The organism is Kocuria sp. LUK, from assembly GCF_021012935.1.
GTDB classification, from domain to species: Bacteria; Actinomycetota; Actinomycetes; order Actinomycetales; family Micrococcaceae; genus Kocuria; species Kocuria flava.
The window spans coordinates 1-23,605 of sequence record NZ_JAJMZI010000006.1; the positions used below are offsets into that span (position 1 = coordinate 1).

Sequence of the window (23,605 nt, forward strand, 5' to 3'; positions counted from 1 at the left end):
AGTTCTCAAACAACAGACCGGTTCGGCGCATCTTCGCGATGCCTTGCCTTCCGGAGCGCTCTGCAACCTTACGCCGTCCGTTCCGGCCGGTCAATCCCGGGTCGACCACTGGTCGTCCACAGGGATCCCGTCCGCCGTCCGGCGAAGTTCACGAGCTGGAACTCTAGCACGCTCCCGGTTCTTCGCAACTTCGCGAGCTGCTCGTCCGGTACCGCGCTGGAGTGCCGTGCCGCCCCGGTCGGTTCCCCTCTCGGGGCCCTCGCCGCGGCGACTCGGATGAACTTACCCGCTCCGGGCCGGACGTGCAAAACGGGTGCGGCGGACCCGGCCCGGCAACGGCCGAGGGCCCCGATCCGGCGGATCGGGGCCCTCGGTGCACGGGGCGGGTGCGGCTCAGGCGCCGGCGGGCTTGAGGTAGAGCACCGCCAGCGGCGGGACGGTCAGCACCGCGGAGGCGGGCTTGCCGTTGTGCGCTCCCTCCTCGGCGACGACCTTGCCGAGGTTGCCGACCCCGGAGCCGCCGAAGTGCTCGGCGTCGGTGTTGAGGACCTCGGTCCACTCCCCCGCCCACGGAAGGCCGAGGCGGAAGCCCTCGTGCGGGTTGCCGGCGAAGTTGGCCACGCACACCAGCGGGTTGCCCTGCTCGTCCCACCGGGTGAAGGACAGCGTGTTGCGCCCGGCGTCCCCGGCGTCGATCCACTCGAAGCCGGCGGGGTCGTTGTCCCGCTCGTAGAGCGCGGGGGTCGCACGGTAGAGACCGTTGAGGGACCGGACCAGCTCCTGGACACCCTTGTGCGGCGGGGTCTCGGACAGCCACCAGTCCAGGCCGTGCTCCTGGGACCACTCCGACTCCTGGGCGTACTCGGTGCCCATGAAGATCAGCTGCTTGCCGGGGTGGGCCCACATGTAGGCGAGGTAGGCGCGCACGTTCGCGAGCTGCTGCCACCGGTCGCCGGGCATCTTGCGCAGCAGCGAGCCCTTGCCGTAGACGACCTCGTCGTGGGAGATCGGCAGCATGAAGTTCTCCGAGAAGGCGTAGACCATCGAGAACGTGAGCTTGTTGTGGTGGTAGTGCCGGTTGACCGGGTCCTCGGCCATGTACTCGAGGGTGTCGTGCATCCAGCCCATGTTCCACTTGAGCCCGAAGCCGAGGCCGTCCGCGTCCGTGGGACGGGTGACGCCGGGGTAGGAGGTCGACTCCTCCGCGATCATGACGATGCCCGGGGTGCGCCGGTACGCGGTGGCGTTCGCCTCCTTGAGGAAGGCGATGGCCTCGAGGTTCTCGCGCCCGCCGAAGACGTTGGGCTCCCACTCGCCCTCGTTGCGGGAGTAGTCGAGGTAGAGCATCGAGGCGACGGCGTCCACGCGCAGCCCGTCGACGTGGAACTCCTCGAGCCAGTAGGAGGCGTTGGCCACGAGGAAGTTGCGGACCTCGTTGCGCCCGTAGTCGGGGATGAGGGTGCCCCAGTCCTTGTGCTCGCCCCGGCGGGGGTCGGCGTGCTCGTAGAGCGGCTCGCCGTCGAAGCGGGCGAGGGCCCACTCGTCCTTCGGGAAGTGCCCCGGGACCCAGTCCACGATCACGCCGATGCCGGCCTGGTGGAGCTGGTCGACGAGGTAGCGGAACTCGTCCGGGCTGCCGAAGCGGGAGGACGGGGCGTAGTACGAGGTCACCTGGTAGCCCCACGAGCCGCCGAAGGGGTGCTCGGCCACCGGCATGAACTCCACGTGGGTGAAGCCCTGCCAGGTGAGGTACTCGACGAGCTCCTTGGCCAGCTCCTTGTAGCCCAGGCCCAACCGCCACGAGCCAATGTGCAGCTCGTAGACGCTCATGGGGGCGTTGTGGGGGTCCGACGCGGCGCGGCGGGCCATCCACTCGTCGTCCTGGAACTCGTAGTCCGACGCGAAGACGCGGGAGGCCGTCGAGGGCGGGACCTCGGTGCCGAACGCCATCGGGTCGGCCTTCTCCCGCCAGCCGCCGTCCCGGCCGAGGATGCGGAACTTGTAGGTGGCGCCCGAGCCGATGCCGGGCACGAAGATCTCCCACACCCCCGAGGATCCGAGGGAGCGCATCGCGTGCTCGGTCCCGTCCCAGCCGTTGAAGTCGCCGATCACCCGCACGGCCTGGGCGTTGGGGGCCCACACGGCGAAGCTCACGCCCGTGACGTCGCCCAGCACCGAGGGGTAGGTCCGGACGTGGGCGCCGAGCACGGTCCACAGCGTCTCGTGGCGGCCTTCCCCGATCAGGTGCAGGTCGAGCTCGCCGAGGGTGGGCGCGAAGCGGTAGGGGTCGTCGGAGCGCTGCGGCTCGAGGTCCCGGTAGGTGACGTCGAGACGGTAGTCGGGGATGCGACCGGGCTCGCGCGCGGGCACGACCCCGGTGAAGATCCCTCCCCACTCGTGCTCGAGCTCGTGGCTGCCGTCCTCGGTGACCGCGGCCACGCGGGTCGCGAACCGGCGGAGGGTGCGCACCGTGACGGTGCCGTCCGGGTTGGGGTGGGCGCCGAGCACGGAGTGCGGGTCGTGGTGGCGGCCCTCGGAGACGGCGGCCAGCACGTGCTCGGGCACGGGCACGGGTCCGGCGGGCCCCGCGGCGGGGGTCGCCCCCGTGCCTCCGGTCGCGGCGGCGGAGCGGTCCTTCGGGCTGCTGGCGGTCACTGCGTCCTCGGTTTCCGCTCCCGGCCGCGGCGCTCGGCCACCGGTCCGGGAGCTGTCGTCGTCGGGGGCCGCCGGGGCGGCCGCGTGCTCAGGGCTCACGCTACGCGACCGGAGCCCGTCCAGTGAACGACGCACCGCCGCGGCGGGGACCTCCACCCAGTCCGGGCGGTTGCGCTGCTCGTAGACGACCTCGTAGAGGGCCTTGTCCAGCCACAGGGCCAGGAACAGCGGCGAGCCGGTGTCCACGCGGCGGCCGGCGACCCGCTCGTAGCCGGTCCGGAAGGCCTCCGCGACCTCCCGCCCCCACGCCTCGGCGTCCCGGGCGCCGGCGCGCGCCGCGAACGCGGCCGCGTAGTCGAAGGAGCGCAGCATGCCCACGACGTCGCGCAGGGGCACGTCGGGGCGCGTGCGCTCCTCGATCGGGCGCAGCGGCTCGCCCTCGAAGTCGAGGATCTTGAACTCGCCCTCGGCGCTGCGCAGCACCTGGCCCAGGTGGTAGTCCCCGTGGATGCGCTGCAGCTCCGGCAGGTCCTGGACCCGGTCGAGCGCGGCGAGCACGGCGTCGAGCTCGGCGGCACGGTCCTCGAACAGCGTGCCGGTCTCGGCCCGGGCCCAGCGGATCCGGTCGGCCAGGCCACCCAGCAGCCGGGCGCGCTCGTCGTCGTCGGGGGCCTCGGAGCCGAAGGCGCGCGCGAGGTCGTGGTGGACGCGGGCGGTGGCGCGCCCGAGCTGGTCGGCCTCCTCGGTGAAGTCCTCCCCCCGCTCCGCGGCGGCCACCGCCTGCGCCCACGCGTCGGCGGAGCCGGCCAGGAACTCGGTGGCGACCGCGAGCTGGCCCTCGCGCGCGGCGATCCCGGAGCGCCAGCGGGCGTCGAGCCAGCCGACGGTGCGCGGGACCGCGGGGCAGCCGAGCTCGGTGAGCTCCCGGCCGACCTCGACGTCGGGGTTGGCCCCCTCCCCCACCACGCGGAAGAACTTCACGATGACGGGCACGGCGTCGGCCGCGCCCGCCGGCGGGGTGAGGATCACCGAGGAGTTCGACTGCTCGCTCGAGATCACCCGGACCTGCCCGGCGTCCTCGACCGGCCACCCCACGCGCACGGCACCGCCGTGCGCCCCGGTGACCGTCAGGCCCAGCGGTCCCCCGCCCGCCTCGCCCCCGTGGCGCAGCAGCTCCAGGGCCGGGCCCACGAAGGCGGGGTCCCCGACGCCGTCGTGCACCCACGGCCCGGCGGGCGCCTCCTCGGCCCCGGGCACGGGCAGTCCCGTGCGCTGGGCCACCGCCCGGCCGGCACGGGCGGCCCGCTCGCGCAGCGCCCGCAGGCCGCCTGCGGGCGCCGTCGCGTCGGCGGGCTCGCCGGCCTCCTCGTCGTGCGCTGCGGTCAGCTCGCCGACCAGGAACCGGTCGGCGCCCGGCAGCGGCTCGTGCCGGAAGGTCAGGGGCACCTGGAGCAGCTCGGTGCGCTCCCCGTGCTCCGCGGCCACCAGCAGGATCCGTGCCTCGGTGCCCTCCGGGGCTCCGGGCAGGCGCAGCTGGGCGACGATCCGCAGGGCGGCGTCCTCGGCCTCGGCGAAGGGGAACCACCGCTGCCGTGGCAGCCAGCGGCGCAGGAGGTCGAGGAGCTCGTCGGTGTGCTGGTCGCTCATGGTGTCGGGTCCTTCCGTCGCGGGCGGGCCGTGCCGGTGCTCAGGCGCTGGGGGTCGTGGTGATGATGGGCAGCGCGGTGGTCTGCGGGTGGGTGCCGTCGTCGCGCGGGGCGGCCCGCATCCGCAGCCAGAAGAAGTCCTGGCTGCCCAGGGTGATGCGGTACTCCCCGGCCTCGTCCACCTCGCCGAAGAGGTCCCCGCCGAAGAGCTCCCGCAGCCCCCGGCCCGCGAACCGGGGCAGGCGCACGCGGGCGCACGCCGGGGTGTGGGCCAGGTTGAACAGGCACAGCAGGGTCTCCCCGCGGCCGTCCTCGGTCTCGTCGTCGGGCAGCACCCGCAGGAACGCGAGCACGGAGTCGTGGTCGGTCTCCACCTCCACGTAGGAGCCCGTGCCGAAGGCCGGGTGCGCCTTGCGCACCGCGAGCATCTGGCGCATCCAGTGCAGCAGGGACGACGACGACGCCAGCTGCGCCTCCACGTTGACCTGGTTGTAGTGGTAGACGAGCGACTGGACGACCGGCAGGTAGAGCTTGCCCGGGTCCGCCTTCGAGAACCCGGCGTTGCGGTCCGGGGTCCACTGCATGGGCGTGCGGGAGGCGTCGCGGTCGTCGAGCCAGATGTTGTCGCCCATCCCGATCTCGTCCCCGTAGTACAGGAACGGGCTGCCCGGCAGGGACAGCAGCAGCGCGTGGATCAGCTCGAGCTCGGCCCGCGAGTTGTCCAGCAGCGGGGCCAGCCGGCGGCGGATGCCCACGTTGGCGCGCATGCGGGAGTCGGGGGCGTACCAGCCGAGCATCGCCTGGCGCTCCTCGGTGGTGACCATCTCCAGGGTCAGCTCGTCGTGGTTGCGCAGGAACGTGCCCCACTGGGTGCCGCGCGGGATGTCGGGGGTCTCGCGCATCGTCTCGATGATCGGTGTCGCCTTCTGGTCCCGCAGCGCGTAGAAGATCCGGGGCATGATCGGGAAGTGGAAGCACATGTGGCACTCGGGGGCGTCCTCGGTGCCGTAGTACTCCACGACCTCGTGGGGCATCTGGTTGGCCTCGGCGATGATGACCCGCCCCGGGTACTCCGCGTCCACCATGGCCCGCAGCTTCACGAGGAAGTCGTGGGTGCCGGGAAGGTTCTCGCAGTTGGTCCCCTCCTCCTCGATCAGGTAGGGGATGGCGTCGGCCCGGAAGCCGTCGATGCCCATGTCCAGCCAGAACTTCACGACGTCGAACACGGCCTCGACCACGGCCGGGTTCTCGAAGTTGAGGTCGGGCTGGTGGGAGAAGAAGCGGTGCCAGAAGAACTGCCGGCGGATCGGGTCGAAGGTCCAGTTCGACTCCTCGGTGTCCACGAAGATGATCCGGGCGTCCTGGTACTTCTCGTCGGTGTCCGACCACACGTAGAAGTCCCCGTACGGGCCCTCGGGGTCCTCCCGCGAGGCCTGGAACCACGGGTGCTGGTCGCTGGTGTGGTTCAGGGGCAGGTCCGTGATCACGCGCAGGCCGCGGGCGTGGGCCTCCGCCACGAGCCGCTTGAAGTCGCTGATCGTGCCGAACTCGTCGAGGACGGAGTAGTAGTCCGAGATGTCGTAGCCGCCGTCGCGCAGGGGCGACTCGTAGAAGGGCGGGATCCACAGGCAGTCGATGCCCAGCCACTGCAGGTAGTCGAGCTTCTCGATCAGCCCGGAGAAGTCCCCGGAGCCGTCGCCGTTGGCGTCGGAGAACGCCCGGACGAGCACCTCGTAGAACACCGCCTTGCGGAACCAGTCGGGGTCGTGCGAGATGCCGGGGGCGTTGAGCGAGAACGGCGAGGTGCTCATGCGGGGGTGCCGCCTTTCGGACAGGTCGGGGAGGTCGGTCGGGGTGCCGTCGGGGCCTCCCCGGGCCGCAGCGGCCCGGGGAGGCCCCGACGGGGAGGCGGTGGGCCCCCTACTTGACGTTGCGCCGCACGTGGAGGATGTGGACCGGCTCGTGGTGCGGGTCCAGGCGCACGTAGTTGTGCGTGCCCCACTTCCAGGAGTCGCCCGTCAGCAGATCGTCGACCCAGAAGCTGCCGTCCGTGTTGAAGTCGGCGTCGTCCAGGTCCAGCGACTCCAGGTCGAGCCACACGGTGCCCTCGCGCACGGCGTGCGGGTCGACGTTGACGACCACGACGACGGTGTCCTTGACGGTGCTGCCGCCGTGGCGCACGGTCTTGGTCTTCGAGTAGGCGACCAGCGCGTCGTCGGAGGTGGACTGCACCGTGAGGTTCTGCAGGTCCCCCAGCGAGGCGTGCCGGCGGCGGATCTCGTTGAGCCGGCGCAGGTACGGGGCCAGCGACTGCCCGCGCGCCTCCGCGCCCGCGAAGTCCCGGGGCCGGTACTGGTACTTCTCGTTGTCGATGTACTCCTCCGCCCCGGGCCGGGCGACGTGCTCGAAGAGCTCGTAGCCCGCGTAGACGCCCCACAGCGGAGAACCGGTGGCGGCGAGCGCGGCGCGGACCTTGAAGGCCGCCGGGCCGCCGAACTGCAGGTACTCGGTGAGGATGTCGGGGGTGTTGACGAAGAAGTTCGGGCGGTAGACCGCCGAGGTCACCCGGCTGATCTCGTGGAAGTACTCCTCGATCTCCTGCTTGGTGTTGCGCCAGGTGAAGTAGGAGTAGGACTGCTGGAAGCCGACGCGCGCGAGCCCCTGCATCATGGCCGGGCGGGTGAACGCCTCGGCGAGGAACACGATGCCCGGGTGCTTGGCCTCGACCGCGCCGATCAGCCACTCCCAGAACCACAGGGGCTTCGTGTGGGGGTTGTCCACGCGGAAGATCCGCACGCCGTGGGAGATCCACAGCTCCACGATCCGCAGCACCTCGAGGGAGAGGCCCTCGGGGTCGTTGTCGAAGTTCAGCGGGTAGATGTCCTGGTACTTCTTCGGCGGGTTCTCGGCGTAGGCGATGGAGCCGTCGGCCCGGGTGGTGAACCACTCGGGGTGCTCGCTGACCCAGGGGTGGTCCGGGGAGGCCTGCAGCGCCAGGTCGAGGGCCACCTCGAGCCCGAGGTCCTGGGCACGGGCCACGAACGCGTCGAAGTCCTCGAAGGTGCCCAGGTCGGGGTGGACGGCGTCGTGCCCGCCCTCGGGGCCGCCGATCGCCCACGGGGAGCCGGGGTCCTGCGCCCCGGCGACGAGCGTGTTGTTCGGGCCCTTGCGGTGGGCCCGCCCGATCGGGTGGATCGGGGGCAGGTAGACGACGTCGAAGCCCATGTCGGCCACGGCCGGGAGCCGCTCGGCGGCCGTGCGGAAGGTGCCGGAGGTCCAGGTGCCGGTCTCCGCGTCGAGGACGGCGCCCTCGGAGCGGGGGAAGAACTCGTACCAGGAGCCCCGGCCGGCGGCGGTGCGCTCGACCTTGAGCGGGTAGCGGCGGCTCTCGGTGACGAGGTCGCGCACGGGGTGCTCGGCCACGGCGGCCAGCACCTCGGGCGAGAGGACGGCCTCGAGGCGGTGCCCGGCGGGCAGCTCGCGGGTGCCGAGGGTGCGGGCGGCGCCGCGGAAGAGCTCGGCCTCGGCCGCCTCACGGCCCTCCTCCGCCGCGGCGGCCTCGAGGAGGCGGATGCCCTCGTCCATCATCAGCTCGACGTCCTGGTCGGCGCCGACCTTGATCTCGGCGGCGTGGCGCCAGGTCTCGAACAGGTCGCCCCAGCCCTCGACGGCGAAGGTCCACGCACCCTCGGCCCCGGGGGTCAGCCAGGCCTCGTAGCGGTCCGTGCCGGGGGCGACCAGGCGCATCGGGACGCGCTCGGCCTCGGCGCCCTGCGGGTCGAAGAGCACCGCGGTGACGCCCAGGGCGTCGTGGCCCTCGCGGAAGACGGTGGCGCCCACCCGCACGGACTGGCCGGGGACCGCCTTGGCCGGGAAGCGCCCGTCCTCCACGACCGGGCTGACGTCCACGACCGGGATGCGCCCGTAGACGAGGTGCTCGCGCGAGAACGCGGTCTTGCGCCGCCGGGCCGGTGCCTTGCGCGTCGCGGGCTTCGTGGCCGTCGTCCGGGCGGCGCCCGTGCCCGTGCCGGTCTTCGCGGCGGCCCTGGTGGTGGTGCTGCGCGTGCCCGGGGACTTCGTCCCCGCCGCCTTCGTCCCGGCGGCCTTGGTGCCCGCCGACGTCGTGCCCGCCTTCTCGGCGGTCTTCGGGGCCGCCTTCGAGGTCGTGGTGCGCGTCGTGCGCGTGCCGGCGGTGCTGCGCCGGGCGGCCGGCTTCTTCGGCTCCGCGGCGGGGGCCGGCTCCGCGGCGGGGGCCGGCTCGGGGGCGGGTGTCGCCGGGGTCCCGGGAGCGGGGCCGGCGGCGGTCGGGGGCGCCTCGGCGCCCGGGGTCGACGAGGGCTCGGACGGGGGCGTGGGGTTCGCTTGGCTCACGCGCACCACGTTAGCGACAAAGCCGGTGATCGTTAAGCGCGCTGACCATCACCGCGCGGCGTGCCCGCGGGTAGTCTGACCGCGTGAAGGCCATTCGTAGATTCACCGTGCGCACCGTGCTGCCGGAGTCCATCGCCCCGCTGAGCCGCCTGGCCAGGAACCTGCGCTGGTCCTGGCACCGGCCCACCGAGGAGCTCTTCGCCGAGCTCAACCCCCAGGCCTGGGAGGCGGTCCACGGCGACCCGGTCCGGCTGCTGGGGTCGCTGACCCGCGAGGAGATCCAGCAGATCGCCGCCGACGCCCCCACCGTGCGGCGGATCGAGGAGCTCGACGCGGACCTGGACCGCTACCTCACCGAGGACCGCTGGTACCAGCTGACGCAGCCGGCGGACGCGCCGCGCTCGATCGCCTACTTCTCCGCCGAGTACGGCATCACCTCCGTGCTGCCCCAGTACTCCGGCGGCCTCGGCATCCTCGCCGGGGACCACCTCAAGAGCGCCTCGGACCTCGGGGTCCCGGTGGTCGGCGTGGGCCTGTTCTACCAGCACGGCTACTTCAAGCAGTCGCTCTCGCGCGACGCCTGGCAGCAGGAGACCTACCCGGTGCTGGACCCGGACGGGATGCCCCTGACGCTGCTGCGCGAGGAGGACGGCACGCCGGTGCGGGTGGGCGTGCCGCTGCCGGACGGCCGCTGCCTCTCCGCCCACGTGTGGCGGGCCGACGTGGGCCGGGTGCCGCTGCTGCTGCTCGACTCCGACATCCCGGACAACGACGACCACGCGCGCAGCGTCACCGACCGGCTCTACGGCGGCGGCGGGGACCACCGGCTCCAGCAGGAGCTGCTGCTCGGGATGGGCGGGGTGCGGGCGCTGCGCGCCTTCTGCCGGCTCACCGGCGCCCCCGAGCCCGACGTCTACCACTGCAACGAGGGCCACGCCGGCTTCGCCGGCATCGAGCGCGTCGCCGAGCTGATGGACCCGGCCCGCGGCGCGGGGGTGCTCACGTGGGAGGAGGCGCTGACCGCGGTGCGGTGCAGCACGGTCTTCACCACGCACACCCCCGTCCCCGCGGGCATCGACCGGTTCGAGCGGGCGCAGATCGAGCACTTCTTCGAGGCCGGCCTCGCCCCCTCCGTGCCCACCCCGGAGATCCTCGCCCTGGGCGCCGAGGACTACCCCGGCGGGGACCCGGGCAAGTTCAACATGGCGGTCATGGGCCTGCGCCTGGCCCAGCGGGCCAACGGCGTGGCCAAGCTCCACGGGACCGTCTCCCGGCAGATGTTCCAGGGGCTGTGGCCGGGCTTCGACACGGACGAGGTGCCGATCGGCTCGATCACCAACGGCGTGCACGTCACCACGTGGATCGACCCGCGCATCGCCGAGCTCGCCCTGGACCCGCACGGGTCCGACCTCGACCGGGCGGCGCGCTGGCGGCAGGTCTACGCCGTGGACGACGCCGAGCTGTGGGCCGTGCGCCGGCGCCTGCGCGAGGAGCTCGTGGCGGACGTGCGGACCCGGCTGCGGGCCTCGTGGAAGGCCCGCGGCGCGGCCGACGCCGAGCTCGCCTGGACCGACGCGGTGCTCGACCCCGACGTGCTGACCATCGGCTTCGCCCGGCGCGTGCCCACCTACAAGCGCCTGACGCTGATGCTGCGCGACCCGCAGCGGCTCAAGCGCCTGCTGCTGGACCGGCACCGGCCGGTCCAGCTGGTCGTGGCCGGCAAGTCCCACCCCGCCGACGAGCAGGGCAAGCGGCTGATCCAGGACCTGGTGCGCTTCACCGACGACCCCGAGGTGCGCCACCGCATCGTGTTCCTGCCCAACTACGACATCGCGATGGCCAGGACCCTGTTCCCGGGCTGCGACGTGTGGCTCAACAACCCCCTGCGCCCCCTCGAGGCGTGCGGGACCTCCGGGATGAAGGCCGCCCTCAACGGCGGGCTGAACCTCTCCGTGCTCGACGGGTGGTGGGACGAGATGTACGACGGGCAGAACGGCTGGGCCATCCCCACAGCCGACGACGGCGCGGACCCCGACGAGCGCGACGACATCGAGGCCGCGGCCCTCTACGAGCTGATCGAGAACCACGTGGCCCCGCGCTTCTACGGGGAGACGGCCGAGGGCTCGGACCCCGCCGACGACGGCGTGCCGCACCAGTGGCTGGCCATGGTCAAGCACACCCTGGCCACCCTCGGCCCGCGGGTCTCGGCCAAGCGGATGCTCGAGGACTACGTCCGGGAGCTCTACCTCCCGGCCGCCCGCTCCGGCCGGGAGGCCGCCGCCGACGACCACGCCGCCGCCCGCGCGACCTCCCGGTGGGTGCGCCGGGTGCGCGAGGCGTGGCCGCACGTGACGGTCGAGCACGTCGACGCCGAGGGCGTGGAGCTGGAGCCGCAGATCGGCGACGAGCTCACCGTCCACGCCTACGTCAGCCTCGGCGCCCTGGGCCCCGAGGACGTGCAGGCGGAGATCGGCTACGGACGGGTCTCCGACTCCGACCACATCCACGAGCGCCGGCACGCGTGCCTGGTCCCCGCCGAGGACCTGGGCGGGGGCAGGCATCGCTTCACGGGGTCCGTGACCATCGACCGCTCGGGGCCCTTCGGCTACACCGTGCGGCTGCTGCCCCACCACCCGTCGGTCGCCGACCGGGCGGAGCTGGGGCTGGTCGCCAACGCCTGAGGCCCCGCCGTCGTCCGCCGGCCCGGTTCCCGGACGGGGCCGGGCCGGCGGAGGTCTCACAGCAGCCGGAACAGGCTCACGGAGCTCGCCGGGACGCCCTGGGCCCGCCCGGAGGCGAAGCGCGTGCCGTAGCGGCCGTAGAGCACCGAGGCCGTGCTGTGCACGAGCGAGAAGACGCCGCCGACCTGCTCACGGGTCTCCCCGTCCGCGTCGGGCGCGACGAGCCCCGTGAGGGACGGGAAGGTCACGGACATGTCCGCGCTCGCCCCGTTGACGACCATCAGCCCCGTGATCCGCCCGCCCCGGGAGCCGATGAGCACCTGGATCGTGCGCGCTCCCGGGCGCTGCCAGTCGGCGGCGGTCATGGGCGCGCCGTCGGGGCCGAACCAGTGCATGAGCACCTCGTCCGGGCGGGTCGGGAAGTGCGCCGGCTGCCCGGCCAGGAACTCCCGGCGCACCGTGATCAGCGCCTTCGTGGCCGTGAGCATCGCCCGCGCCGCGGGGGTCAGGCGCCAGTCGACCCAGGAGATCTCGTTGTCCTGGCAGTAGGCGTTGTTGTTCCCGCCCTGGGTGCGGCCGATCTCGTCGCCGGCCGTGATCATGGGCACCCCCTGCGAGAACAGCAGCGTGGCCATGAGGTTGCGCGCCGTCTGTGCCCGGTCGGCGCGGATCCGCGCATCCCGGGCGGGCCCCTCCGCCCCGTGGTTCCACGAGTGGTTGTCGTTGGTGCCGTCCCGGTTGCGCTCGAGGTTGGCCTGGTTGTGCTTGTTGTCGTAGGCCACGAGGTCGGCGAGGGTGAAGCCGTCGTGGGCGGTGACGAAGTTCAGGGAGGCCAGGGCGGTGCGCCCGGAGGCGGCGAACATCTCGGCCGAGCCGGCGAGCGCGCCCGCGAGCCGGGCGGCGTTGCCCCCGTCCCCGCCCACGCTCATCGACCGGGGGCCGGTGAGCCAGAAGTCGCGCACCGTGTCCCGGAACCGGTCGTTCCAGTCGGCCCAGCCCTCCGGGAAGTGCCCGGTCTGCCAGCCGCCCATGCCCACGTCCCAGGGCTCGGCGATCAGCTTGACCCCGTGCAGGGCCGGGTCCGCGCCGACCGCCACGAGGAACGGGTGGTTGCGGGTGAACCGGTGCCGCTCGTCGCGGGCGAGCTCGGGGGCGAGGTCGAAGCGGAAGCCGTCCACGTGGCACTGCTGCACCCAGTACCGCAGCGAGTCCAGGGCCATCTGCACCACGCGCGGGTTGCCGAAGTTCACGGAGTTGCCGCAGCCGGTGACGTCCACGTAGCGGCCGTCGTCGCCGTGGCGGTAGTAGGCGGTGTCGCCCAGGCCGCGCCAGCAGTAGGCGGGCTCGTCCTGGCCGGCCTCGGCGGTGTGGTTGTAGACGACGTCGAGGTAGACCTCGAGCCCGGCGCGGTGCAGGTCGCGCACCATGGCCTTGAACTCCTCGAGCACGCCCTGCGGCCCCCGGGCCCGGGCGGCCCCGGTCGCGTAGCCGGCGTGCGGGGCGAAGAAGCCCAGCGTGTTGTACCCCCAGTAGTTGCTCAGGCCCAGAGCGGTCAGGTGGGGCTCGTCGAGGTGGGCGTGCACGGGCAGCAGCTCCACGGCCGTGATCCCGAGGGAGGTGAGGTGCTCGACCATCACGGGGTGGGCCAGCCCGGCGTAGGTGCCGCGCAGCTCCGGGGGGATGCCGGGGTGGCGGGCGGTCAGGCCCTTCACGTGGGCCTCGTAGACGACCGTGTCCCGCCAGGGCCGCTCCGGGGGCCGGTCCCCGTCCCAGTCGAAGTCCTGGTGGGTGATCACCGAGACGTAGCGGCCGCCGTAGGCGTCGGGGCCCGGGTCCTCGACCCCGGGCGGCGGGGCGAGGCGGGTCAGGCCCGTGCCGTAGGGGTCGAGGAGGACCTGCCGGTCGGCGGGCTCGGGCGCCCGGGGCCCGGCGGCGACGGGCGAGTCGGCGGGCACGAAGCCGTACTCGGTGCCCGCGGGCAGCGCCGGGGACTCGTCGCGGTGGCGCAGCCACCCCCAGCCGGTCGCGGAGAGCCGCTGGGGCTCGGGCGGGGGCACGGTCCCGTGGTGGACCGCCCCGGTGCGCCCGGGCAGCCGCCGGCGCTGCCAGGGCCCGCCCGGGAGCCGGTAGACCAGGTCGAGGTCCTGGACCCCGGGGGCGTAGACGGCCACGTTGGCGCTGCCGTCCCGCGCCGCCGAGGGGTGGACCCCCAGCGGGTGGGGACGGGACGCGTCGCGGCCGGCGCCCGCGTCCCGGGGCTCAGGAGCCGGCACGGCGCCGCGACACCTCGTAGAGCGCGATCCCGACGGCCATGGACGCGTTGAGCGACTCCATCGCGGAGTCGATGGGGATCGAGACGATCTGGTCGCAGTTCTCGGCGACGAGGCGGGACAGGCCCTTGCCCTCCGAGCCGACGACGACGACCAGCGGTTCCGTGGCCAGCTCGAGCCCGGGCAGGTCGACGTCGCCGTCCCCGTCGAGGCCGACCACGAAGTAGCCCATGGCCTTGAGCTCCTCGAGGGCCCGGTTGAGGTTGGCGGCGCGCGTCACGGGCACCCGGGCGGCCGCACCGGCGCTGGTCTTCCACGCGGTCGCGGTCACGCCCACGGAGCGGCGCTCGGGCACGACCACGGCGCTGCCCGAGAACGCCGAGACGCTGCGGATGATGGCCCCGAGGTTGCGGGGGTCGGTGATCCCGTCGAGGGCCACGAGCAGCGGGGGGCGCCGGACGTGGCGCTTCTGCCACTGCGCGAGCAGGGCGCGGCCGGTCTCGACCGCGTCCCGGTACTCGTAGGGCGGCACCTGCAGGGCCACCCCCTGGTGCACGGCGTCGAGGGTGAGCCGGTCGAGCTCCGCCTTCGAGGCCTCCAGCACGGGGATCCCCCGCTCGGCGCAGGTCTGCAGGATCTCGCGGACCCGGTCGTCGACGTCGAGGCGGGCCGCGGCGTAGAGCGCCTTGGCGGGGATCTCGGCCCGCAGCGCCTCGAGCACCGAGTTGCGCCCGGTCACGAGGTCCTCGTGCACCTTCCCGCGGGGGTTGCGGGCCCGGGCGCCGGTGGGCTGCTGGCGGCGCTCGGCGGCCTTCTTCTGCTTGTGCGCCTTGTGGTAGGGGCGGTCCTCGGCCCTGGGCGTGGGGCCCTTGCCCTCGAGGGCCTTGCGGCCGTGCCCGCCCGTGCCGACGAGCGGGCCCTTCTTCTTCTTGCGGATCGCGCCGGGGCGCCTGGGGGCTGACATGGGTACCTCTGTTCGGTCGGTCGGCGGTCGGTCGGTCGGGTCAGGCCAGGGCCCAGGAGGAGCCCTCGGCGCCGTCGCGCACGACGACGCCGGCGGCGGCCAGCTCGTCGCGGATCGCGTCGGCCCGTCCCCAGTCCTTCGCGGCGCGGGCCTGCTCCCGCTGGGCGAGCAGGGAGCGCACGAGCACGTCCAGGGCGGCGTGCTCGGCGGCGCCGGAGCCGCCCCCGTCCAGGTCCATCAGCCCGGACAGGCCCAGGACCTCGGCCATCGCCGCCACGGCCCGGGCGGGGCCGGCGGCGTCCTCGCCCGCGGCGAGGGCGGAGTTGCCGGCGCGCACGCTCTCGTGCAGCACGGCCAGCGCCTGCGGGACGTTGAGGTCGTCGTCCATCGCGTCCGCGAAGCCCGGGGGAACGTCCTCGGGCGACCGGGCGAGGTCGAGGCCCGACGTCCGGGCGGCGCGCAGGAACGCCTCGACGCGCTCGACGGCGGCCGTGGCCTCGGCCAGCGAGCCCGGGCGGTAGTCGAGGACCGAGCGGTAGTGGGCCTGGCCGAGGTAGTAGCGCACCGCCAGCGGGCGGGCCTCGGCCAGCATCTCGGCCGGGGAGACGGTGTTGCCCACGGACTTGGACATCTTCTCCCCGGCGTAGGTGACCATGCCGTTGTGCAGCCACAGGCTCGCGAAGCGCTGCCCCGCCGCGGCGGACTGGGCCAGCTCGTTCTCGTGGTGCGGGAAGCGCAGGTCGAGCCCGCCGCCGTGGATGTCGAAGTGCTCGCCCAGGTACTTCGCGGCCATCGCCGAGCACTCCAGGTGCCAGCCGGGGCGGCCGGGCCCCCAGGGGGAGTCCCAGCGGGCGGTCGCGGGCTCGCCCTCCTTGTGGCCCTTCCACAGGGCGAAGTCGCGGGGGTCACGCTTGCCGCGGGGGTCGGCGTCCGGGGCGGCCTGCATGTCCTCGACGGACTGGTGGGTCAGCTCCCCGTAGCGCTCCCACGAGCGGACGTCGAAGTAGACGTCCCCGGAGCCGTCGGGGGCCGGGTAGGCGTGGCCGGCGTCGACGAGGCGCTGGATCAGCGCGTGCATCTCGGGCACGTGCCCGGTGGCGCGCGGCTCGTAGGTGGGGCGGGCGATGCCGATCGCGTCGTAGGCGGCGGTGAAGACCTGCTCGAAGCGGTAGGCCAGCGCCCACCACGGTTCGCACGGGTGGTCCCCGGCGTAGTCGGGGGCGAAGGACGCGGCCGCGTTGGCGAGGATCTTGTCGTCGATGTCGGTGACGTTGCGCACCGTGGTCACCCGCAGGCCGCGGAAGGCCAGCCAGCGGGCGAGCAGGTCGAAGACCAGCGCCGAGCGCACGTGGCCGATGTGCGGCATCCCCTGCACGGTGGCGCCGCAGTAGTACAGCCGGGCCTCACCGGGGTGGACGGGCTGGAAGTCCCGCACGGTGGCGGTCGCGGTGTCGTAGAAGCGCAGAGTCACACGGCCCATCATAACGGCGGGCCCGCGGCCGCCCGGGGCGGGCCGCGCCTCAGCCGCGGGCCACCACGAGGGCGGTCGCGACCGCCGCCAGGCCCTCCTCCCGGCCCGGGAAGCCGAGGTGGTCGGAGGTCGTGGCGCTGACCGTCACCGGCGCGCCGGCGGCCGCGGAGAGCACGGCCTCGGCCTCGGCCCGGCGGGGCGCGAAGCGGGGGCGCTGGCCGACCAGCTGGACGGCCACGTTGCCGATCTCGAACCCGGCCGCGCGCACGAGGGCCGCGGCCTCGCCGAGGATCCGCACCCCGGGGGCGCCGGCCATGTCGGGGCGGTCCACGCCGAAGACGGAGCCGAGGTCGCCCGTGCCGGCGGCGGAGAACAGGGCGTCGGCCGCGGCGTGGGCCACGACGTCGCCGTCGGAGTGCCCGGCCAGGCCGGTCTCCCCCGGCCACTCGAGGCCGGCCAGCCACAGGGGCGTGCCCTCGGGGCCGAAGGCGTGGACGTCGACGGCGACGCCGGTGCGGGGCAGGATCACGGGCGCAGGGCTCCTCGGGGGTCGGGTCGGGCACGGTCCCGGGCCTGTTCCAGGAGGGCCTGTGCGAGCAGCAGGTCCAGCGGCCGGGTCACCTTGAAGGCGTGCTCGTGGCCGGGGACGGTCTCCACGGGGGTGCCCGGGGCGTGGGCCTCCACGAGGGAGGCGTCGTCGGTGATCGCCGCGGGGTCGGTCCCGGCGGCCTCCGCCGCGGCGTGGACGGCGCGCAGCAGCGCGGCGTCGAAGCCCTGCGGGGTCTGCACCGCCCGCAGCGCGGAGCGGTCGACGGTCCCCAGCGACCGGCCGTCGTCGTCGACCCGCCGGACGGTGTCCACGACCGGCACCACGGGCACGACGGCGCGCGCCCCGGCGCGCACCCGGTCGGCCACGGCGCGCAGCACCGCCGGCGGGGTGAGGCAGCGCGCGGCGTCGTGGACGAGCACCCCGGCGGGCCGCTCGCCCGCCAGGACGGCCAGGGCCCGGCGCACCGACTCGGCCCGGGTGGCCCCGCCCTCGACGGGCTCGGCCCCGCAGGCGCGGGCGAGCGCGGAGAGCTCGGTGTCCCCGGCCGGGACCGTGACGACCGTGCGCCCCGCCACGCCGGCGGCGCGCACGCCCTCCAGGGCGTGGGCCAGCAGCGGCCGCCCGCCGAGGGGGACGAGGGCCTTGGGCATGCCGTGGCCGAGCCGCGTGCCGGACCCGGCCGCGACGACGACGACGGCGAACCCGCCCGGGGTGGGCGGGTCCGCCGTCGTCGTGGGTGCGTCTGCGCTCACGCGGGGAGGGGCCTCAGGCGGCCAGGATGTCGTCGAGGCGCTTCTCGGCCTCTTCCTCGTCGATCTTCTTCGCCAGCGCGAGCTCGCTCGTGAGGATCTGGCGGGCCTTCGTGAGCATCCGCTTCTCGCCGGCCGACAGGCCGCGGTCGCGGTCGCGGCGCCACAGGTCGCGCACGACCTCGGCCACCTTCAGGACGTCGCCGGAGGCCAGCTTCTCGAGGTTGGCCTTGTAGCGGCGGGACCAGTTGCTGGCCTCCTCGGTGTCCTTGGCCTGCAGGACCGAGATGACCTTCTTCAGCCCGTCCTCGTCGACGACGTCGCGCACGCCCACCAGGTCGACGTTCTCCGCGGGGACCTCGATGACGAGATCGCCCTGGGTCACCTTGAGCTTGAGATACATCTTCTCTTCGCCCTTGACGGTGCGGGTCTTGATCTCCTCGATGGTCGCCGCGCCGTGGTGCGGGTAAACGACCGTCTCGCCAACCTCAAAAACCATATGGAAATACCCCTTTCAGAACTCCCATTCTAACACGGTGTAGGATTCGCCCGGCCCGCGCCGGGACCGGCCGCGGGGCACGGCGATGCGGACGATCCGTCGGCAAACGGATAAGCTGGCAGGGACATCGTCCTGAGCTCCGAGGAGTACGCGCCGTGAAGACCCCCGCCCGCAAGTCCCTGAAGCGCGCAGGCCTCAGCGCCGCCGCCCTGGCCGCCCTGCTGACCGCCTCCGGGTGCGGGTACATCAACCCGGCCGCCACGACCATGCAGTACTCGGCCGCGGACGGGATCGTGCAGGAGGTCGGCGACCTCAAGCTGACGAACCTGCTCATCGTGGCCACCGGCGCCGACGAGCAGGGCCGGGTGCTGGGCACCGTCGTCAACGACGGCGACCAGGAGGCGACCCTGACGATGGACGTGGACGGGGCCACCGCCGAGATCACGGTCCCCGCCAACGGGACCGTGTCCCTCGAGGAGGCCGATCCGGTGCTCGTCGAGCGCGCCGGCGCCGAGCCGGGGCTGATGGTCGAGACGGAGTTCCGCACGGACGGCGCGACCCACACCGACCAGGTGCCCGTGCTGGACCACACCTACCCCCGCTACGCCGAGTTCGTCCCGGGCGGCGCCCCGACCACCCCGGCCAATCCCTCCAACACGCCGAAGCCCCTCGACGAGATGGTGGGCCAGGAGGGCGGGCACTGACCCCACCCCGCGGAGCACGCTCCGCCCGGCGCGCCGGAGGGCCCGGGACCCCGCGGGGTCCCGGGCCCTCGCGCATCCCCGGGGCGGGCCGGGCTCAGGGCTCGAACTTGTAGCCCAGACCGCGGACCGTCACCAGGTGCCGCGGGGAGGAGGGGTCGGGCTCGATCTTGGCGCGCAGCCGCTTGACGTGCACGTCGAGGGTCTTGGTGTCGCCGACGTAGTCCGAGCCCCAGACCCGGTCGATGAGCTGGCCGCGGGTGAGCACCCGCCCGGCGTTGCGCAGGAGCATCTCCAGCAGCTCGAACTCCTTGAGCGGCATCGCCACCGGCCGGCCCTGCACCGTGACCACGTGGCGCTCGACGTCCATCCGCACGGGCCCGGCCTGCACGGTCCCGGAGACCAGCTCCTCCGGCTCCCCCTGGCGGCGCAGCACCGCCCGGATCCGGGCGACGAGCTCGCGGGAGGAGTAGGGCTTGGTCACGTAGTCGTCGGCACCGAGCTCGAGGCCCACGACCTTGTCGATCTCCGCGTCCTTGGCGGTGAGCATGATGATCGGCACGGACGAGCGCTGCCGGACCTGCCGGCACACCTCGGTGCCCGACTGCCCGGGGAGCATGAGGTCCAGCAGCAGCAGGTCGGCGCCGGCGCGGTCGAACTCGGACACGGCGTCCAGGCCGTTGTCCACGACCTGCACCTCGAACCCCTCCTTCCCGAGCAGGTAGGCCAGGGGGTCGCTGAGGGACTCCTCGTCCTCGACGATCAGGATGCGGGTCACTGTCGGTCCTCCGTCTTCCCGCTCCCCGCCGCGGGGGCGAGGGAGCGCGGGGTCGCTGGGTCGGCGCCCGCGGCGCCGGCGCCGCCCGTGGCGGCACCGGCGTCCTCGAGCTGGGGGATGCGCAGCGTGAAGGTGGAGCCGCGGCCGGGCTGCGACCAGACGCCCACCTCCCCGCCGTGCTGGGACATCACGTGCTTGACGATGCTCAGGCCGAGGCCGGTGCCCCCGGTCTGGCGGGACCGGGCGGTGTCCACCCGGTAGAAGCGCTCGAAGATGCGGTCCTGCTCGCCGAGGGGGATGCCCGGGCCCTGGTCGGTGACGGAGACCTGTGCCATCCCGTCCCGCTCCCGCAGGCCCACGCCCACGCGGGTGCCCTCGGGCGAGTAGCGCACCGCGTTGTCCACGAGGTTGCGCAGGGCCGTCACGAGCAGGTCGGGGTCCCCGAACACGGGCCGCTCCACCCGCCCGCCCACGACGATCTCGATCCGGCGGTTCTCCGCCGGGGTGCGGTTGCGGTCCACCGCCTCCGCGACGACGCGGTTGAGGTCGACGGGCCGGCCCTCGGTGACCACGTCCGCGCCCTGCAGGCGGGAGAGCTCGATGATGTCCTGGACCAGTGCGCTCAGGCGCACCGACTCCTTGTGCAGGCGGGAGGCGAAGCGGCGCACCGCGTCCTCGTCGTCGGCGGCGTCCTCGATCGCCTCCGCCAGCAGCCCGATCGCCCCGACGGGGGTCTTGAGCTCGTGGGAGACGTTGGCGACGAAGTCGTTGCGCACCGACTGGGCCCGGACGATCTCGGTCTGGTCGTCGGCGAGCAGCAGGATGTACTCCTCGGCGATCGGGGCGACCCGCACGTCCAGGACGACACCGCCGGAGCCGAAGGGCCCGCGGGCCAGCTCGATCCGGCGCTCCTCGATCACCCCGTTGCGCCGGGCGCGCCCGACCATCTCCAGCATCTGCTCGTGGACCACCGTGTGGCCCCGGACCAGGCCCAGGGCGTAGGCGGCCGGGGAGGCCCGGACCACGCCGTCGACGCCGTCGACGACGACGTAGGCCCGCCCGATCACGGACAGGACGTCGGCGGCGCCGTCGGGCAGGGCGGGTTCCTGGACGTCGGCGCGGTCGCGGCGGCTCCGGGCGCTGACCTGCAGGGCGACCAGGCCGCTGATCCCGAGGGCGAAGCCGATCAGGCCCGCGACGACGGCGATGGCGGTGGGAGTCACGGCCCCAGCTTAGGCACAGGCCCGCGCCCGGGGGCCGCCCGGGACGTCACGTGCTGGGGGTTCAGCGAACGTTCATCCTAAGATGAGCGCAGGTTCATCCCGGGGTGGAACCGTGACGGCGGGTGTGCCCGCCGCCGCCCGGTCCCCTCCCGCCCCCGCGACGGCCCCGTCGCAGGCGCCGAGGACGTCGCCGCATCTCGAAAGGACGCATCCGTGCGCAAGGTTTTCCAGGCAGAACTCCACCAGGTCGGAGAGGAGCTCATCCAGATCGCGACCCTCGTGCGCGAGGCCCTCGCGAAGTCGAAGGAGGCGCTCTTCGACGCCGACATCCAGCTCGCCGAGGAGGTCATCTCCAACGACGCGCGCATCGACTTCCTCCAGAACGACCTCGACGAGCGCTCCATCGACATCCTCGCCCTGCAGAGCCCCGTGGCCTCCGACCTGCGGATGATCGTGGGCGCCCTGCGGATGAGCGCCTCGCTCGAGCGGATGGGCGATCTCGCCCGGCACCTCGCCCAGCTGGTGCGGCTGCGCTACCCGCAGCAGGTGATCCCCGGGTCCCTCGTGCCGACCTTCACCCGGATGATCGACCTGGACCTGCAGATCGTCGAGCGCGTGATCTCCGTGCTGCAGACCCGCGACCTGTCCCTGGCCGACGACATCTACGCGCTCAAGGGCGAGATCAACACCCTGCACCAGTCCGTCTTCGAGGCGCTGGCCGCCCCGGACTGGGACTCCTCCGTGCCCACGGCCGTCGACGTCACCCTGTGCTCCCGCTACCTCGAGCGCATCGGCGACCACGGCGTGTCGGTCACGCGCAAGGTCGCCTACCTCGTGACCGGCGACTGGGTGCCGGCCTCCGCCGACCGGCCCACCGGCCACGGCCACATCGGCACCGACGCCTGAGCCGCCCCGGGCCCTCCTCCCGGGGGCCGGCACGGCCGGAGGGCCGGTTCCCCGTGCGGGGAACCGGCCCTCCGGCCGCCGGGGCTACTTCTTGCCCTGGTTCGCCACCGCCTGGATCGAGCTGGCCGCGGCCTCGGGGTCGAGGTAGGTGCCGCCGGCGACCACGGGACGCAGGTCCTCGTCGAGCTCGTAGTACAGCGGGATGCCGGTGGGGATGTTCAGCCCCGCGATGTCCTCGTCGGAGATCCCGTCGAGGTGCTTGACCAGCGCGCGCAGCGAGTTGCCGTGCGCGGCGACCAGCACCGTGCGCCCGGCCTCCAGATCGGGCACGATCTCCTCCTCCCACCAGGGCAGGAAGCGCTCGAGCACGTCCTTGAGGCACTCGGTGCGCGGGGCGTCCTCGACCCCGGCGTAGCGCGGGTCGCCGGCCTGCGAGAACTCGGAGGAGTCCTCGAGCACGGGCGGCGGGACGTCGTAGGAGCGGCGCCAGACCATGAACTGCTCGTCGCCGTACTCCTCGCGCACCTGGGTCTTGTCCTTGCCCTGGAGGGCGCCGTAGTGGCGCTCGTTGAGCCGCCACGAGCGCTTGACGGGGATCCAGTGCCGGTCGGCCCGGTCGAGGGCCAGGTGAGCGGTGGTGATCGCCCGGCGCAGCAGCGAGGTGTGCAGCACGTCGGGGGCCAGGCCCTTCTCGACGAGCAGCTCCCCGCCGCGGACGGCCTCGGCACGGCCCTTCTCGGTGAGGTCGACGTCGACCCAGCCGGTGAACAGGTTCTTCTCGTTCCAGTCGGACTGGCCGTGGCGCAGCAGGACGAGCTTGTACGGTGCGGATGCGTTGGTCATGGGCCCATTCTTCCACCCGCGCGCCCGCGGGCACGGCACGGACCCCCGGGATGTCGGGGGCGTGCGGCGGGTCGGCTAGGATCCTCCCTCGTGCCCGCGACCACCGCCCCCGCTCCCCTCCGCCCCGGCCGGCCCCTCCGCTCCGCCCGGACCGCCCGCGCCGCCGGCCCGCCCCGGCCCGTGGGCGCGCTCACGCGCGGGACCACGAACCCCAACCGGCTGCGCCGGGCCGACCGCTGGCTCACCGGGCCGCTGGCCCCCGTGCTGCGCGCGGCCGCGGACCCGCTGGTGGTGGACCTGGGCTTCGGGGCCTCCCCCACCACCGCCGTGGAGCTGCGCGACCGGCTGCGCACGGTGCGCCCGGACGCCGAGGTCCTGGGCATCGAGATCGACCCGGCGCGCGTGGCCGCGGCCCGGCCGCTGGCCGGACCGGGCCTGGACTTCCGGGTCGGGGGCTTCGAGCTGCCGACCGGCGGGCGCGCCCCCGTGGTCGTGCGGGCCTTCAACGTGCTGCGCCAGTACCCCGCAGAGGAGGTCGCCGGGGCGTGGGACCTGGTCCGCCCCCGGCTGGCTCCGGGCGGGGTGCTCGTGGACGGGACCTGCGACGAGATCGGCCGGCGGGCCGCCTGGGTGGCCGTGGGCGCCGGGGGACCGCGCTCGCTGAGCCTCTCGTTCCGCTTCGGGTCCGTGGAGCGGCCCTCGGACGTGGCACCGCGGCTGCCGAAGGTCCTGATCCACCGCAACGTCCCCGGCGAGCGGGTGCACGCCTGGCTGGCGGCCCTGGACGCGGCGTGGTCCGCGGCGGCGCCGCTGGCGGCCTTCGGCGTGCGGCAGCGGTGGGTCGCGACCTGCCGCGCGGTGCGCGATCAGGGCTGGCCGCTGCTCGACGGCCCGGTGCGCTGGCGGCTGGGCGAGGTCACCGTCCGGTGGGATGCCGTGGCCCCCTGAGGCGTCCGGGGTGCGGGCCCCGGGACGGGCTCACCAGCTGCCGGGCCCCTTGGACTCCAAGGACACGGCCGGGCGGACGTCGGCGAGGTAGACCCCGGCGATCGTCGCGGCGATCAGGGCGATGAGCAGCGACCCGCCGCCGAGCACGCCCAGGACCGAGAACACGGCGGCGCCGGCGGTCAGGGCGAGCCAGAAGCCCTTGGTGCGCTTGAAGGCGCGCTGGAACTGGACCGGCGACCGGGTGAGGCAGTCGATCAGGGCCCACACGGCGAGCCCCGCGACGACCACCGCCAGGACGAGGTCGATCCAGCGGACGAGTAAGAAGACCCAGGCATGCTCCACGGGGCCAG

The 23,605-nt window shown here is 73.9% G+C and carries 17 protein-coding genes; 4 read left to right on the forward strand and 13 right to left on the reverse strand.

Annotation, left to right across the window (positions count from 1 at the left end; translation table 11 throughout):
* Positions 1-393 precede the first annotated feature (393 nt).
* The 3 genes from glgB to LQU92_RS11545 all read right to left on the reverse strand — a co-directional run bounded on the left by glgB (position 394) and on the right by LQU92_RS11545 (position 8,672).
* Positions 394-4,302 carry a 1,4-alpha-glucan branching protein GlgB gene (glgB, locus tag LQU92_RS11535; protein ID WP_230780861.1) on the reverse strand — a complete coding sequence of 1,303 codons (3,909 nt, stop codon included), beginning with the start codon at positions 4,300-4,302 and terminating at the stop codon, positions 394-396.
* 40 nt (positions 4,303-4,342) lie between these two features.
* Positions 4,343-6,112: a maltose alpha-D-glucosyltransferase gene (treS, locus tag LQU92_RS11540; protein ID WP_058858151.1), complete on the reverse strand. Its 1,770-nt coding sequence runs from the start codon at positions 6,110-6,112 to the stop codon at positions 4,343-4,345.
* A 109-nt stretch (positions 6,113-6,221) separates the two neighbouring features.
* Complete coding sequence (locus tag LQU92_RS11545) at positions 6,222-8,672, reverse strand: maltotransferase domain-containing protein (protein ID WP_374229700.1); 2,451 nt, start codon at positions 8,670-8,672, stop codon at positions 6,222-6,224.
* Between the two features lie 83 nt (positions 8,673-8,755).
* On the opposite strand from LQU92_RS11545, the gene glgP reads away from it, so the two are divergent.
* A complete protein-coding gene (gene glgP / locus LQU92_RS11550; protein ID WP_230780862.1) occupies positions 8,756-11,353 on the forward strand; it encodes an alpha-glucan family phosphorylase in 2,598 nt (865 codons plus the stop codon).
* Positions 11,354-11,409: 56 nt separating this feature from the next.
* On the opposite strand, the gene glgX is transcribed toward glgP, so the two are convergent.
* Genes glgX through LQU92_RS11580 form a run of 6 tightly spaced genes read right to left on the reverse strand, consistent with a single transcriptional unit; the run spans position 11,410 to position 17,856 of the window.
* A complete protein-coding gene (gene glgX / locus LQU92_RS11555; RefSeq protein WP_230780863.1) occupies positions 11,410-13,626 on the reverse strand; it encodes a glycogen debranching protein GlgX in 2,217 nt (738 codons plus the stop codon).
* Positions 13,613-14,587, reverse strand: a complete 975-nt coding sequence (gene rlmB, locus LQU92_RS11560) for a 23S rRNA (guanosine(2251)-2'-O)-methyltransferase RlmB (RefSeq protein WP_230780868.1) — start codon at positions 14,585-14,587, stop codon at positions 13,613-13,615. Before rlmB ends, glgX begins: the two co-directional genes overlap by 14 nt.
* A 40-nt stretch (positions 14,588-14,627) precedes the next feature.
* Positions 14,628-16,058: a cysteine--tRNA ligase gene (cysS, locus tag LQU92_RS11565; RefSeq protein WP_230780870.1), complete on the reverse strand. Its 1,431-nt coding sequence runs from the start codon at positions 16,056-16,058 to the stop codon at positions 14,628-14,630.
* Positions 16,059-16,107: 49 nt separating this feature from the next.
* Complete coding sequence (gene ispF / locus LQU92_RS11570; protein ID WP_101850718.1) at positions 16,108-16,587, reverse strand: 2-C-methyl-D-erythritol 2,4-cyclodiphosphate synthase; 480 nt, start codon at positions 16,585-16,587, stop codon at positions 16,108-16,110.
* Complete coding sequence (ispD, locus tag LQU92_RS11575) at positions 16,584-17,360, reverse strand: 2-C-methyl-D-erythritol 4-phosphate cytidylyltransferase (RefSeq protein ID WP_101850719.1); 777 nt, start codon at positions 17,358-17,360, stop codon at positions 16,584-16,586. Before ispD ends, ispF begins: the two co-directional genes overlap by 4 nt.
* Before the next feature lie 13 nt (positions 17,361-17,373).
* Positions 17,374-17,856 (reverse strand): CarD family transcriptional regulator, encoded by a 483-nt coding sequence (locus tag LQU92_RS11580; RefSeq protein WP_058858144.1) that lies wholly within the window; start codon positions 17,854-17,856, stop codon positions 17,374-17,376.
* Positions 17,857-18,011: 155 nt separating this feature from the next.
* Between LQU92_RS11580 and LQU92_RS11585 the strand changes: the two genes are divergently transcribed.
* Complete coding sequence (locus LQU92_RS11585) at positions 18,012-18,560, forward strand: hypothetical protein (protein ID WP_101850720.1); 549 nt, start codon at positions 18,012-18,014, stop codon at positions 18,558-18,560.
* 94 nt (positions 18,561-18,654) lie between these two features.
* Here LQU92_RS11585 and LQU92_RS11590 read toward each other — a convergent pair whose 3' ends face one another.
* Both LQU92_RS11590 and LQU92_RS11595 read right to left on the reverse strand, forming a co-directional pair.
* Positions 18,655-19,335: a response regulator transcription factor gene (locus LQU92_RS11590; RefSeq protein WP_058858142.1), complete on the reverse strand. Its 681-nt coding sequence runs from the start codon at positions 19,333-19,335 to the stop codon at positions 18,655-18,657.
* On the reverse strand, positions 19,332-20,558 hold the full coding sequence (locus LQU92_RS11595) for a cell wall metabolism sensor histidine kinase WalK (protein ID WP_101850721.1): 1,227 nt from the start codon (positions 20,556-20,558) through the stop codon (positions 19,332-19,334). Before LQU92_RS11595 ends, LQU92_RS11590 begins: the two co-directional genes overlap by 4 nt.
* Positions 20,559-20,771: 213 nt before the next feature.
* Between LQU92_RS11595 and phoU the strand changes: the two genes are divergently transcribed.
* Complete coding sequence (gene phoU / locus LQU92_RS11600; RefSeq protein ID WP_230780872.1) at positions 20,772-21,464, forward strand: phosphate signaling complex protein PhoU; 693 nt, start codon at positions 20,772-20,774, stop codon at positions 21,462-21,464.
* A gap of 84 nt (positions 21,465-21,548) precedes the next feature.
* Here the strand turns inward: phoU and LQU92_RS11605 are convergent, their stop codons facing one another.
* The gene (locus LQU92_RS11605; RefSeq protein WP_230780874.1) at positions 21,549-22,307 is read right to left on the reverse strand and encodes a phosphoglyceromutase; all 759 of its coding nucleotides are present in this window, start codon (positions 22,305-22,307) and stop codon (positions 21,549-21,551) included.
* A gap of 180 nt (positions 22,308-22,487) precedes the next feature.
* Between LQU92_RS11605 and LQU92_RS11610 the strand changes: the two genes are divergently transcribed.
* Positions 22,488-23,255, forward strand: coding sequence for a trans-aconitate 2-methyltransferase (locus tag LQU92_RS11610; protein ID WP_230781127.1), 768 nt, complete (start codon positions 22,488-22,490; stop codon positions 23,253-23,255).
* A 30-nt stretch (positions 23,256-23,285) separates the two neighbouring features.
* On the opposite strand, the gene LQU92_RS11615 is transcribed toward LQU92_RS11610, so the two are convergent.
* Complete coding sequence (locus LQU92_RS11615) at positions 23,286-23,597, reverse strand: DUF2516 family protein (RefSeq protein WP_230780876.1); 312 nt, start codon at positions 23,595-23,597, stop codon at positions 23,286-23,288.
* Between the last annotated feature and the right edge of the window lie 8 nt (positions 23,598-23,605).